Origin of the sequence: Rhizobium sp. Root274 (genome assembly GCF_001429245.1) — a bacterium.
Classification (GTDB): Bacteria; Pseudomonadota; Alphaproteobacteria; order Rhizobiales; family Rhizobiaceae; genus Allorhizobium.
On record NZ_LMJE01000001.1, the window covers coordinates 968,593 to 981,287 of the forward strand.

General features: G+C 62.7%; 11 protein-coding genes and 1 tRNA gene. 3 read left to right on the forward strand and 9 right to left on the reverse strand.

Annotated elements, in window-relative coordinates; translation table 11 throughout:
• Positions 1-87: 87 nt before the first annotated feature.
• Positions 88-1,578, reverse strand: coding sequence for an IMP dehydrogenase (guaB, locus tag ASE36_RS04980; RefSeq protein ID WP_062276126.1), 1,491 nt, complete (start codon positions 1,576-1,578; stop codon positions 88-90).
• A 285-nt stretch (positions 1,579-1,863) separates the two neighbouring features.
• Here guaB and ASE36_RS04985 point away from each other — a divergent pair, with 285 nt between their 5' ends.
• Positions 1,864-2,214, forward strand: coding sequence for an ATPase inhibitor subunit zeta (locus tag ASE36_RS04985; protein WP_062276128.1), 351 nt, complete (start codon positions 1,864-1,866; stop codon positions 2,212-2,214).
• Between the two features lie 64 nt (positions 2,215-2,278).
• Here ASE36_RS04985 and ASE36_RS04990 read toward each other — a convergent pair whose 3' ends face one another.
• A complete protein-coding gene (locus ASE36_RS04990) occupies positions 2,279-3,265 on the reverse strand; it encodes an MBL fold metallo-hydrolase (RefSeq protein WP_062276130.1) in 987 nt (328 codons plus the stop codon).
• A 239-nt stretch (positions 3,266-3,504) separates the two neighbouring features.
• Between ASE36_RS04990 and ASE36_RS04995 the strand changes: the two genes are divergently transcribed.
• Positions 3,505-4,911, forward strand: a complete 1,407-nt coding sequence (locus ASE36_RS04995) for a DHA2 family efflux MFS transporter permease subunit (protein ID WP_062278086.1) — start codon at positions 3,505-3,507, stop codon at positions 4,909-4,911.
• Between the two features lie 10 nt (positions 4,912-4,921).
• Here the strand turns inward: ASE36_RS04995 and ASE36_RS05000 are convergent, their stop codons facing one another.
• Genes ASE36_RS05000 through ASE36_RS05010 form a run of 3 tightly spaced genes read right to left on the reverse strand, consistent with a single transcriptional unit; the run spans position 4,922 to position 7,841 of the window.
• A complete protein-coding gene (locus tag ASE36_RS05000) occupies positions 4,922-5,305 on the reverse strand; it encodes a VOC family protein (protein ID WP_062276132.1) in 384 nt (127 codons plus the stop codon).
• 14 nt (positions 5,306-5,319) lie between these two features.
• Positions 5,320-6,102, reverse strand: coding sequence for an RlmE family RNA methyltransferase (locus ASE36_RS05005; protein WP_062276134.1), 783 nt, complete (start codon positions 6,100-6,102; stop codon positions 5,320-5,322).
• A gap of 2 nt (positions 6,103-6,104) precedes the next feature.
• Entirely contained in the window at positions 6,105-7,841 is a 1,737-nt protein-coding gene (locus tag ASE36_RS05010) for a Ppx/GppA phosphatase family protein (RefSeq protein ID WP_062276136.1), read from the reverse strand.
• 286 nt (positions 7,842-8,127) lie between these two features.
• Between ASE36_RS05010 and ASE36_RS05015 the strand changes: the two genes are divergently transcribed.
• Positions 8,128-8,201, forward strand: a tRNA-Gln gene (locus tag ASE36_RS05015).
• A gap of 442 nt (positions 8,202-8,643) precedes the next feature.
• On the opposite strand, the gene ASE36_RS05020 is transcribed toward ASE36_RS05015, so the two are convergent.
• The 4 genes from ASE36_RS05020 to ASE36_RS05035 are packed head-to-tail and all read right to left on the reverse strand — an operon-like array spanning position 8,644 to position 12,617.
• Complete coding sequence (locus ASE36_RS05020; RefSeq protein WP_062276138.1) at positions 8,644-8,949, reverse strand: putative quinol monooxygenase; 306 nt, start codon at positions 8,947-8,949, stop codon at positions 8,644-8,646.
• On the reverse strand, positions 8,946-9,887 hold the full coding sequence (locus ASE36_RS05025; protein WP_062276140.1) for an ABC transporter permease: 942 nt from the start codon (positions 9,885-9,887) through the stop codon (positions 8,946-8,948). Before ASE36_RS05025 ends, ASE36_RS05020 begins: the two co-directional genes overlap by 4 nt.
• Positions 9,880-11,454 carry a sugar ABC transporter ATP-binding protein gene (locus tag ASE36_RS05030; RefSeq protein ID WP_062276142.1) on the reverse strand — a complete coding sequence of 525 codons (1,575 nt, stop codon included), beginning with the start codon at positions 11,452-11,454 and terminating at the stop codon, positions 9,880-9,882. The genes ASE36_RS05025 and ASE36_RS05030 overlap by 8 nt, the downstream gene beginning before the upstream one ends.
• Positions 11,451-12,617, reverse strand: coding sequence for a Gfo/Idh/MocA family protein (locus tag ASE36_RS05035; protein ID WP_062276144.1), 1,167 nt, complete (start codon positions 12,615-12,617; stop codon positions 11,451-11,453). The genes ASE36_RS05030 and ASE36_RS05035 overlap by 4 nt, the downstream gene beginning before the upstream one ends.
• Positions 12,618-12,695 lie beyond the last annotated feature (78 nt).

Genomic DNA, 12,695 nt, shown 5'->3' on the forward strand with positions numbered 1-12,695 from the left:
TCCATCAGAACAGAGCAGGTCATGAAAAAGCCCGGGAAAGATAACCCCCTCCCGGGCCTTGTGTATCTCTGGATTGCCAGCGCCGCTTTAGTTGGCGCCCGGATAATTCGGGCTTTCGCGGGTGATCGTCACGCCATGCGGATGGCTTTCGCGCAGGCCGGCACCCGAGATGCGCACGAAGGTCGCCTTTTCCTGGAACTCCTTGATGTCCTTGCCGCCGACATAACCCATGGCGGCCTTAAGGCCACCAGCGAGCTGGTGCAGGACGGCGGAGACCGGGCCCTTGTATGGTACCTGGCCTTCGATGCCCTCCGGCACGAGCTTCAGCGTGTCGCGCACTTCCGCCTGGAAGTAGCGGTCGGCCGAGCCGCGGGCCATGGCACCGACGGAGCCCATGCCGCGATAGGCCTTGAAGGAGCGGCCCTGATAGAGATAGACCTCGCCCGGGCTTTCATCGGTGCCTGCGAGCAGCGAACCGACCATGACAGCAGACGCACCGGCCGCGATCGCCTTGGCAACGTCGCCCGAGAATTTTAGGCCGCCATCGGCGATGACGGGGATGTCGAGCTTGTTGGCTTCCTCGACAGCCGCCATGACGGCTGCGAGCTGGGGAACGCCGACGCCAGCCACGATACGGGTGGTGCAGATCGAGCCCGGGCCGATGCCGACCTTGACGCAATCGGCGCCTGCGTCGATCAGAGCGCGTGTGCCTTCGCCGGTCGCAACGTTGCCGGCGATGATGCGAATGGCGTTGGACATCTTCTTCACATGAGCAACGGCATCCAGAACCTTCTGGCTGTGGCCGTGGGCGGTATCGACCACGATGACATCGCAGCCGGCGTCGATGAGGCGCTCTGCGCGCTCGACGCCATCGTCACCGGTGGAGATGGCAGCGGCGACCCGCAGACGGCCCTGGGCGTCCTTGGCGGCATGCGGGTTGAGCTGCGACTTCTCGATGTCCTTGACGGTGATCAGACCGACGCAGCGGCCTTCATTGTCGATCACGAGGAGCTTCTCGATGCGATGCGAATGCAACAGGCGCTTGGCTTCCTGCTGGTCGACACCATCCCGGACCGTCACGAGATTCTCGCGGGTCATCAACTCGTAGATCTTCTGGTTCGGATCAGAGGCAAAGCGTACGTCGCGGTTGGTCAGGATGCCGACGAGGCGGCCGGGGCGGCTTGCGCCCTCGACGACCGGGATCCCGGAAATGCCGTGCGCGCTCATCAGCGCCTTGGCTTCGGCGAGCGTCGCATCCGGGCCGATGGTGACCGGGTTGACGACCATGCCGCTTTCAAACTTCTTCACCTGTCGGACCTCTTCGGCCTGTTCGACGGGGGTGAGGTTGCGGTGAATGACGCCGATGCCGCCGGACTGGGCCATGGCGATGGCGAGCCTGCTTTCGGTGACCGTGTCCATGGCGGAAGAGAGGATCGGCAGAGAGAGTTCGATGTCCCTTGCAATCCGGGTGGCGATATTCGTCTGACCCGGCATGACGACCGAGTGCCCCGGCTGCAGGAGGACGTCGTCGAAGGTGAGCGCTTCTGCGCCGGTTGCCGACATTACGATGCGTGCCATTGCCAATTCCTTCGTTTGAATAGGCAGAATCCGCCCGGAAAACGGGAATCCCGTTCGGTCGCTTCTGCATGAAATGCTTGGAAGTTGGCGAGGGCTGGTAACACGTTCATGACAGGAAGGGAATAGCAAAACCTGCAGGTCAGACGCCCGATGGAACCTTTCACCTGGAGATCGCGATGAAGAGACGAAAATTCGATCTTCCTAATAAATAGATCTTCAAATTCATTATGCTATCAGACGCACCGTCCCTCGGAGGGGCACAGGGACGCAGACGGAGATGGTCCGATGGCAATCGGTGACAGCAGCAAGAGAGCACCACAGGGCACAGACGCGCATGAAGATGTCCTTTCCGGCAAGATTTGCGCCCGACGAATAACATTGATGGCACGATGGGCGACCACGGTCCTCGACCTCGAAGATGCGCAAGCCTATGCCGAGGAACTGGCTCGGGCTGCCGCATCCGGTGATAAAGGCCTTGTGGATCGGATACGAAAGGATTTCCGGGCTGCCGGCATCGAGATCTTGGACGAGGTGCTGCAGGATCGGATGGTAGCCCTGTTGCGCAGCGCGGCAGAAGAGTTGCGGCGTAGCGAGCATGGCCATGTCCACCGAGATGCCGAGGACGGGGCGAACTAATTCTGTGTGACAGAAAAGCCCGCGCGAAGGGCATCGCACGGGCTTCCATAGGTGGCGACAAAGATCAGATGTCGAACTGATAGGCCTTGGGCACGAAGCGATAGCCTTCCTCGATCTTCTCGGCGTAACCCACGGCCGGGAACGGCATGTGATAGCCCAGGAAGGCGAGCTTGTCGGTCGCGATCATGTCGAAGACCTTCTTGCGCGTGGCCGCGGCAGCCGCCTTATCCATGTCGAAGCGAACTTCCCAGTCCGGACGCTGGAGCGACAGTACGAAATGGTTGGCAGTATCGGCGGTCAGCACCAGCTGTCGGCCATCCGATTCCAGGCGGTAGATCATATGGCCCGGTGAGTGACCGAAAGCCGCCATGCCGGTGATACCGGAGACCACCTCGCCGCCATCGCCGATAAAGGTCATCTTTTCCGCCAGCGGCTTGACATTGGCCAGCACACCCTTCTGGCCGTTTTCAGCCGGGGTGCCGGCACGGGCCGGGTCGACCCAGAAATCATATTCCGCCTGTCCGGCGACGTAACGCGCATTGGGGAAAGCAGGCTGGCCGCCTTCCATCAGGCCGCCGATGTGGTCGCCATGCATATGGGTCAAGACGACGATCGTGACGTCTTCTCGCTTGTAGCCGGCCGCGGTCAGGCCCTCGGCCAGACGACCAAGGCCGTTGGCACGCCCCGCCTCCCCCATGCCCGTGTCGAAGAGGATGACGTCAGAACCGGTGTTGACGAGCACGGGAGCGAAGCTGTTGACGAAGTTGTCGGCTGGCAGAAAATTGGCCTCAAGGAGAGCGCCGACCACTTCGGGCGTCTGGTTGGTGCCGAATGTTTCCTGCGGTTTGCCCGAGGCGCGAGCGCCGTCCTTCACGACGAGGACCTCGAACTTTCCGACGTTGAAGCGATGCGTTTCGGGGGGCATGGCGTGATCGATGCTCATGGATGTATCGGCACTCGTCTGTTGCGCTACGGCGGCGCGCGCCATGATCATCGGCGATGCAAGCGCAAGGCCGGCTCCGCCCAATACCATTCTTCTGTTAATCGACATCTGGAAATCTCCTCAACGACAAGTCCTCTACCCCGGATCGAGGGGCCGCAACGCGACATAGGCTGGACAAAGCGAGAGGAAAGTTCCCTCACACCATCGTGATGCAGGCTTGCGCCCTCTGTCCGCCCGACGGACCTTGCCTTTGGGAACGCGCTGCAAGGCCAAACGGTTTCACCCCGCGTGCGAATGCAGTATGAGGCTGTATCTGCCGTGTCCCCAACGGCCTGTCCGGAATGCCGATGAACCGCATCACCCCCCTGATCCTCGCCGTCGCCCTGTTCATGGAGCAGATGGACTCCACCGTGATCGCGACCGCGCTGCCGACCATTGCCGCGGATCTCGGCGTTGGGCCGATCACGCTCAAACTTGCCCTCACTGCCTATATGGTGGCGCTCGCCATCTTCATCCCGGTGAGCGGCTGGATGGCCGACCGCTTCGGCGCCAAGCGCATCTTCCGGGCCGCTATCGTCGTGTTCATGGTGGGATCTCTGCTCTGCGCGATCTCCGATACCCTGCTCTTCTTCGTCGCCTCCCGCTTCCTGCAGGGCATGGGCGGGGCGATGATGACGCCGGTCGGGCGCCTAGTGCTGCTGCGCACCACGAAGAAGTCGGAACTGGTCTCGGCGATGGCGCTCTTAACCATTCCCGGCCTGCTCGGGCCGATCACCGGGCCACCGGTGGGTGGTTTCATCACCACCTTCTTCAGCTGGCACTGGATATTCTTGATCAACATCCCGATCGGGCTTCTTGGCCTCGTGCTCTCGAGCCGTTATCTGCCGGAGATCGAACCGATCGAGACGGCGGCGATCGACTGGCGCGGCTTTGCGCTCAGTTCGGCGGCGGCTTCCGGCCTCGTCTTCGGCCTTTCCGTCATGAGCCTGCCGGCGCTGCCGATTGCCGTCGGCGCGACCGCGACGCTTGCGGGTGTCGTCAGCCTCATACTCTATGTGCTGCATGCGCGGCGCCACCCTGCCCCGCTGCTCGATCTCACCCTGTTTGCCAACCGCAGTTTTCGCGCGGCCATCATTGGCGGCACCGTCTTCCGCATCGCGGCCGGTGCCACACCCTTCCTCTTGCCGCTGATGCTGCAATTGGGTTTCGGGATGAGCGCCTTCCAATCGGGCATGACCACCTTTATCGCCGCCGTTGGCGCCATCTCGACCAAGTTCATTGCACGACGCGCCTTTGCTGCGGCGGGCTTCCGCAACCTGCTGATTGCGGCCGGCATCGGCGGAGCGATCACGACGGCGGCGAACGGCGTCTTTACCCCGGCCACACCGATCGCCGTGATCATGACCATGCTCTTGATCGGCGGCTTCTGCCGCTCGTTCTTCTTTACCGGCGTGAACACGCTCGGCTATGCCGAGATCGAAGACGGGCAGGCCTCGCAGGCTACGTCGTTGACCTCGGTGCTGCAGCAGGTCAGCCTGGCGCTGGGCGTGGCAACCGCCGCCGCCATCCTGGAGGCGAGCACACGGGTCACCGGAGAGACGCTGTCTCTCGGCAATTTTCACCTCGCCTTTGCGGTTGTCGCCGGGCTGTCCGTCTTCGCCGTCTTGCCCTTTTTCGGGCTTTCGCGGGATGTCGGCTCAGCCGTATCAGGCTATCGCCGGGCACCAGGGAAGGAGACGATCAGCGTGAAATGATCGCGCGTGATCACTCCGGCCGTTCGCAGAGCGCCGACAGCTTGTTGCCATCAGGGTCGCGGACATAGCAGGCGTAGAAGTTGGGATGGAAGTGCCTGATGCCGGGGGCGCCGTCATCCGTGCCGCCATTGGCCAGTGCTGCGGCATGGAAGGCGTCGACGGCTGCGCGCGACGGCGCCTCGAAGGCCGGCATGGAGCCATTGCCCACGGTCGACGGCTTGCGATCAAAGGGATGGTTGATCCAGAACCGGCAGCGGGTGTCTCCAGCGACAGCATAACCCGCCTCGTTGTCGTCGACTTCCCGCCGCTCGATGCCAAGCGTTGCCAATACCGGATCGTAGAAACGGATAGCACGGGGCAAATCACTGATGCCGATGGTGATATAGGTGAACACGATCGCCTCCCTCGTCAGTCCTGATCGATATCCTCCCTCGCGGGCACATCCTCGCGCGGGTCACGGGCAAAGCCGTCTTCGTCGAGTTCCACCACGCCCGGGCCTCTTCGGCCCTTGAAGCCCTTGGCGAGCAGGAACATTTCGACCGATTCCTGCCGTGAAGAGGCAGGCTTGATATGCAGCACCTGGCGGAAATTCTGCTTCAGCATGTTGAGCAGGTCCTTTTCCGTGCCGCCCTGGAAGGTCTTGGCGAGGAAATGACCGCCTTCGGACAGGACTTCGACAGCAAAATGCGCTGCCACCTCGCACAGATGCATGGTGCGGATATGGTCGGTTTTCTGGTGGCCGGTGGTCGGGGCCGCCATGTCCGAGATCACAAGGTTTGGCGTGCCACCGACGGCCTCGATCAACTGGCGCGGCGCATCGGGGTCGAGGAAGTCGAGCTGCAGGATCTTCACGCCCGGAAGCGGCGCCATTTCGAGAAAGTCGATCGCCGCGACACGAATGTCGTCATCGGTCGAATCGGTGACCTTGGCGGCGATCTGCGACCAGCTACCGGGGGCAGCGCCCAGATCGATGATGCGGGTGGCGCCTTTGAGGATCTGGTGCTTCTCGTCGATCTCCAGCAGCTTGAAGGCCGCGCGGGCGCGATAACCCTCAAGCTTGGCGCGCTGGACATAGGGGTCGTTGATGTGGCGCTCGATCCAGCGTCTGGACGAGGCCTTCAGCTTGCCCTTCTTGACCTTTTGGCCGAGCTTGCGGCCGGTTCTGTTGCCGGCAATGGGTGGTTTTGCCATTCTCAGCGTTCCCTTGAAGTCTGTGGCGCCGGATGCGGGCGGCGGCTGCGGCCGCGGCGCCAGACACCGTCATCGGCCATCATATCGGTCAGAAGTCCCTCGCGCAGGCCACGATCGGCCACCCGCATGCGGCTCGATGGCCAGCGGCGGCGAATGGCCTCGAGGATCGCGCAACCGGCGAGCACCAGATCTGCCCTGTCCGGCCCGATACAGGGATTGGCCGCGCGGCCGGCATAATCCCAGGACAGGAGTTTCGCCTGCATCGCCGTCACTTCAGCATCGGTGAGCCACAGGCCATCCACCTTGCGGCGATCGTAGCGCGGCAGGTCGAGATGCACTCCGGCAAGCGTCGTCACCGTTCCGGAGGTGCCGATCAGATGGAAATCCTCCGGCAAGCCATTCGGCTCCACCGGCAGATCCGGGCAGTCGAAGCGGGCGAGCATGCCTTCGACTTCACGGGTCATTGCCTCGAAGACGTCGGGCGTCACATCGCGACCGCCATGGCGCTCGGAGAGCGTGACGACACCGACCGGAAGCGAGGTCCAGTGGGTGATGTGGTTGGCGAGACGGCTGGAGCGGTTGTCGGCGATGCGGATGACGGCGATCTCGGACGATCCACCGCCGATATCGAAGAGCACCACCGAACGGGCCTCGCGCCCGACCAGCGACGAGCAGCCGGACACGGCAAGGCGCGCCTCGGTCTCGCGGTTGATGATCTCAAGTCTCAGGCCGGTCTCGGCGGTCACCCGTTCGAGAAAGAGTTCGCCGTTCTCCGCCGCCCGGCAGGCTTCGGTGGCGATCAGGCGCATGCGCCTGATGTCACGACCGGCAAGCTTCGAGGCGCAGATGCGAAGGGCTTCGACAGCACGATCCATGGCATCCTGCGACAGCCGGCCGGTGGCGCCCAAACCCTCGCCGAGCCGAACGATGCGGGAGAAGGCGTCGACGACGCGAAACTGCCCAGGCCGGGTCGGCTGGGCGATCAACAGACGGCAATTGTTGGTGCCGAGATCAAGGGCTGCGTAGAGATCGTCGGAGGCGAATTCCCAGGTGCTGCGCGGCCGCTCCGTCGCAGGGCTCTGCGGCGGGCGCGGAGCATGCGACTTGACTGGAGCCGGCTTTGGCGAGGGTGCGGGATCTGCAGCGCGCGCCTTGTGGGCGGCAGAGGGCGGCTCCGATCCCGCAAGCGGCCGGACATGGCCGGGCTTCGGCCCGTGGCCGCGCCGACTGCGGTTGCGCCGACTTTTGCGCGCTTGCGGCTGGTCACCACGGGTGGACAAGGGCTCCCCGGTTGCCGCACCTGCTGAGCCTCGCGCAGGGTCACCAACATGCCGCTCTGAGGCCTGGGATTGTGGATGACGAACCTGCGGGCCAGATGCCCCGTCGGCGACGACAGCGCCGCCCGTCGAGCCGGCCGGCCGCATAGACTGCGCCTCACCGGACCGATGATCACCAGGCCTCGTTACAGCGTGCGTCTGCGGATTTGCGGAAGGCGCTCCCGCGCCCTTGCCGCGCCGGCGGCGTTTTCGCTTGCGGATGGGGCCATCCGCAATCACCGTTTCGGAACGTCGCTCAGGGACCGACGCTGCCGCCGATCCTGCCGAAGCAGAAGTCTCGAGACCGTTCATTGCCGGCCCCGCCTTCTTGCCCTTGCCGCGCCGACGGTGTGACCCGCCCTTGCGCCTGCCTGTCGACGCCCCCTCGCTTTTCGGCTGTCCGCCGCGATTGGGGTCTGTCACTGAAGTTATCCACTGAACCGCGCAAGGCGCCGAGATCGACGCGTGCCGCTGGTGTCATCATTCGTTTCGTTGGGCAAAGCATACCAGCGCAAGCCATTTCAGCCAAACGGTTTTTCTGAACGACGCGTGAACCGGCACGAGAACCGGACCAGAGCGGCAAAAGCCGGGATCCGGGAGCGCTTTGAAGACGCCGACACTTTCCATGATTTTTTTCAGCTTTGGGTCTTTGCAATGCCGAAGCTTTTGTCTATAAGCCCGCTCACCGATCGCGCAAGCGATACCCTGGTGGGGAATAGTTCAACGGTAGAACGACGGACTCTGACTCCGTTAATCTTGGTTCGAATCCAGGTTCCCCAGCCAATTCTCCCAAAATGCCTTGATTCTCATGTTTTTCAGTCGTGCCGAATCCCGTTTTGGCGTCATCGGCGACCTGATGCCAAAACTGATGCCCAAAGGTGATGCCCAAGCTGAAATCGGCATGGGGTGACATTCGGGCCTGATACAGGGTGTCTTCGTCATGGCAGTCCGCCACGGGGTCGAAAATCTTATCCGCCGGGGAAACATCTTCTACTGGCGGCCACGCATTCCAGCAGCCTTCGTGCGCAAGTGGGCCTCCCAAATTGGCTGGGGACCTGGTTTAGGGTTTCATTCTGAGAGTTCACTCTTCTTGGCTGAGGGATGCCCTCATTTCAAACCGGCAATGTCGAGATCTGATGCCTGATCTTTAGGTCTCCTTGGCGAGCGGGGCGAACGAAGCCAGTCAAGGTGCATTGGAGACCTGTCGCGATCCCAAGGCGGGCGCTCAAGTTGAAACAGTACCTTTAAGCATCCGGAGCTGGCGAACCTCTATCGGTGTTGCCAAAAGCCGATCGACCTGAGAGAGAAAAGGCGTGAGATACGGCATGGCCATATGCTCCAAGAGGGCTTCTGGGCAGGTCCAGTCTTCGTAGAACACGAAAACGCAGGGATCATTCAGGTCGGCATACAGGTCGTATTTGATGCAGCCAGGCTCAGCGCGGGTCGGTGGGATCTGAGCGACGAGCAAGGAAGCCAGTTCGTCCCTAAATTCGGGACGAGCTGTGATGGTGGCAACAACCGTTAGGGTCATGATGCCATCCTCTTCTGGCTGAGTGCTACTGCCAGGATGATGATGCCACCGCGGGCGATCAGTTGTTGGCTGAATTCGAGCCCCATCAGGATAAGGCCGTTGTTGATGAGGCCGATCATCAGGGCGCCGACAATGGTCCCGATCACGGTACCCTTTCCGCCGAACAGGCTGGTACCGCCGAGGACCGCAGCAGCGATGACCGAGAGTTCATCCCCCTCGCCGAGCTGGAAGCGCCCAGATTGAAGACGCCCTGCGTAAAGCATGCCTGCCAGCGCTGCGGCGAGCGAGGACATGACCAAGACCTGGAACTTGATTGCCCTGGTGTCGATCCCGGAGTAACGCGCGGCTGTTTCTCCTCCACCAGTCGCCAGAACACGTCGACCGAACGTCGAGCGTCGCAGCACGATGTGGCCGAGACCGCCAAGGACGGCCATCCAGAGGAGCAGTACGGGAACAGGACCGAGGTTGCCACCGCCGAAGAGCCAGGAGTAGCCTGGCGACAGGATCGGCACGGCAGCGGTCGCCGAAATCCACATGGCTACCCCTTTGGCTATGCCCATCATCGCCAAGGTGGTGAGGAAAGACGGGATACCGATGCGGGTGGTGAGCCAGCCGTTGAACATGCCGACCGCAAGCCCCGTGGCGATGCCGGCACCGACACCGACGACCGGACCGCCTGCGGCGATGCCCATCGCGACCGTGACCGTCGCAAGACCCGCGACTGCGCCAACCGAAAGGTCGATTTCGCCGGCGGAGAGCACGAAGGTCATGGCGATCGCCATGACGGCGATCATCGCGGTCTGCCGGACGATGTTGAGCAGGTTGTTGGGATTGAGGAACCCCTTGTCTGCCAGTGTCACGGCAAAGACGAGGAAGATGACGACGAAGCCGATATAGATGATGTTCTGGCGCCAGTTGGCGAAGAAGGCGTTAGCCATGGGAAACCTCCTGGACCGCAAGGGCCTTCTGAATTTCGATCTGGAGCCGCTGTTCGGCGGCCTGGAGACGATGGGCAAGGTCATCGGCGGGCACGGATGGATCTTCCAGCGCCTCGCGCGGCAGATCCTGGTGCACGCGCCCGTCAGCCATGACGAGAATGCGATCGCAGGCGGTCAACAGTTCGGACAGCTCGGACGAGATCATGATGATGCCTTTGCCGGCGGCGGCGAGTTCCCGCACCAGGCGGATGATTTCGGACTTCGAACCGATATCGATGCCCGCAGTCGGCTCGTCGAGGATGAGGATGTCGGGATTGGTGGCGAGCCACTTGCCGATGACGACCTTTTGCTGATTGCCGCCCGAGAGCGTCGAGACCGCATGGTCACGGCTCGCCGTCTTCACCCGCAGGCGTTCGATTTGCGCATCCGTGAGGTCATTTGCCGCCTTGGTATCGACAAGGCCACCTTTGGACAGTCTGTCAATGACGGCGAGGATCATGTTGGACGCGACCGAATGATCCGGGATGATGCCCTGCGTGGCGCGCGCTTCCGGCACCAGGGCGACACCGGCGGCAATCGCATCGCCCGGCTTGCGGATCGTGACGGGGCGGCCCTGGATCCTTATTTCGCCCTTGGCCACCGGGTCGATGCCGGTCATGACCCGCGCCAGCGACGAACGGCCCGAACCCAGAAGGCCCGCAAGCCCCAGCACTTCGCCGCGATGCAGCGTCAGGGACACGTTTTCCGGCTTGTGGCGGCCGCTGACATTGTCGAGTTCCAGCAGCACTTTTCCCCTCAGGGAAGCGCCGCGTTCGACATCAGACAATCCCTTCGAGCGACGGCCGACGATATGTTCGATCATCGTGTCGATCGGCAACGCTTCAAGCGGGGCGGTGATGACATGCCGCCCGTCTCGCAGGATCGTCGCACGATCAGCGATGCGGGCGATCTCATCCATGCGGTGGCTGACATAGATGATCGCCACGCCCTTCGCCTTGAGCTTGCGCAGGAAGACGAAAAGCCGCTCGACATCGGAAACGGCGAGCGCCGTCGACGGTTCGTCCAGGACAAGCACGCGCGCATCCTGCGATATAGCCTTGGCGATTTCCGTCAGTTGCTTCTGCCCGGCACCGAGATCGCCGACCAGCGCTGTCGGATCAACGACGACGTCGAGCATTGCAAAGATGTCCGCCGCACGCTTCTCCGCCTCGTGGTCATCGATCAGCCCCGTGCCGGCGCGGTATTCCCGCGTCAGGAAGATGTTCTGGGCCACCGTCAGCGTCGGGACAAGGCTCATTTCCTGATAGTTCATGGCGATGCCGGCAGCCCGGGACGCCTCCGGCGAATGGGTGGACAGGGGCACACCACCGACCTCGATTGCGCCCTTGTCCGGCCGGTGAACACCGTTCAGCACCTTGAGGATCGTCGACTTGCCCGCGCCGTTGCCGCCCAGCAGCGCGTGGACCTCGCCGGGCATGACCTCGAAGGAGACGTCGTCCAGCGCACGCACGCCGCCGAAGGTCTTGGATATGCCGGTCATGCGGACCGCAGCGGCGCTCGCACTCATCCCACCTTCTCCCACAGCCCGGTCTCACCGGAGCGGATGAGGGCGTCGGCGACGAGTTCCGTCAGCAAGCCGTCCTCGAAGTTCGGGCTCGGCTGCCGGTTCTTCGCGATGGCCGAGAAGAAATCATAGCATTCGACGATCTTCGTTTCAGAATAGCCGATGCCGAGGCCGGGGATCGGCCACAGGCCGTTGCCATAGGGATGGGCCGGGCCGGTATAGACGGTTCGGAAACCGCGGGCATCTGCCGGGTCGTCAGCGAACATTACCTGAAGCTCGTCGCGGCGCTCGTAGTTGAAGTGGATCGAGCCCTTGGTGCCGTGGATTTCCAGCGTGATGAAGTTGTTGCGGCCATAAGCGTTGCGGGTCGCTTCCAGGCTGCCGATCGCGCCGCCCTGAAATTTCAGCATCGAGATGACCTCGTCGTCGACATCCACCTCGCCGCGTTCGGCGTCTGCGGCCTTCTCTGCTGCGCCGAGCTTGTCGACGCCGCCCTGCTGCAGCGGTCGTGTCTTGTTGTAGGTCGTCGTGATCGCGTTGACCTCGGCGATCGGGCCGACGAGATAATGGGCGAGGTCAACGACATGGGTGGCGATGTCGCCGACCGTGCCGGAGCCGGCGATCTTCTTCTGGAAGCGCCAGGAGAGGGGCGAATCCGGATCGGCCGACCAGTCCTGCAGATAGGTGCCGCGGAAATTCAGGATCCGGCCGATCCTGCCCTCGTCGATGTACTTCTTCGCGAGCGCCACGGCCGGCGTGCGGCGATAATTGAAGGCCACCATGTGAATGACGCCGGCGGCTTTCACCGCGTCATGCATCGCCCTCGCCTCTTCGACGGTGCGGGCAAGCGGCTTTTCGCAGATGATGTGCTTGCCGGCCTTGGCGGCCGCAATGGCGATCTCGGCATGCACGTTGTTCGGCGTGCAGATATCGACGACGTCGATATCCGGCCGGTTGACGACAGCCCGCCAGTCCGACGACGCTTCCTCGAAACCGTAGCGCTCGCGCGCTTCCTCGGCCATGCCGTCGGTCACATCGACGACGACCTTGCGGTGGGGAATGGCCGGTGCGGGCCAGAAGAACATTGGCATGGAGGCATAGGCCATGGCATGCGCCTTGCCCATGAAGCCGCCACCGATCATGGCGACGTTCATCACTTTGGTCATCGGTTCTCTCCTGAAAAAACTCGCCCTTTGGGCGCCAAGTTCGACTGCCGGCGAAGGCCGGATCGTGTCGGATAAGGG

Coding starts and splice junctions, on each gene's coding strand:
- guaB (WP_062276126.1), bottom strand. CDS start 1,578: ATGGCACGCATCGTAATGTCGGCAACCGGCGCAGAAGCGCTCACCTTC.
- ASE36_RS04985 (WP_062276128.1), top strand. CDS start 1,864: ATGGCAATCGGTGACAGCAGCAAGAGAGCACCACAGGGCACAGACGCG.
- ASE36_RS04990 (WP_062276130.1), bottom strand. CDS start 3,265: ATGTCGATTAACAGAAGAATGGTATTGGGCGGAGCCGGCCTTGCGCTT.
- ASE36_RS04995 (WP_062278086.1), top strand. CDS start 3,505: ATGAACCGCATCACCCCCCTGATCCTCGCCGTCGCCCTGTTCATGGAG.
- ASE36_RS05005 (WP_062276134.1), bottom strand. CDS start 6,102: ATGGCAAAACCACCCATTGCCGGCAACAGAACCGGCCGCAAGCTCGGC.
- ASE36_RS05020 (WP_062276138.1), bottom strand. CDS start 8,949: ATGACCCTAACGGTTGTTGCCACCATCACAGCTCGTCCCGAATTTAGG.
- ASE36_RS05025 (WP_062276140.1), bottom strand. CDS start 9,887: ATGGCTAACGCCTTCTTCGCCAACTGGCGCCAGAACATCATCTATATC.
- ASE36_RS05030 (WP_062276142.1), bottom strand. CDS start 11,454: ATGAGTGCGAGCGCCGCTGCGGTCCGCATGACCGGCATATCCAAGACC.
- ASE36_RS05035 (WP_062276144.1), bottom strand. CDS start 12,617: ATGACCAAAGTGATGAACGTCGCCATGATCGGTGGCGGCTTCATGGGC.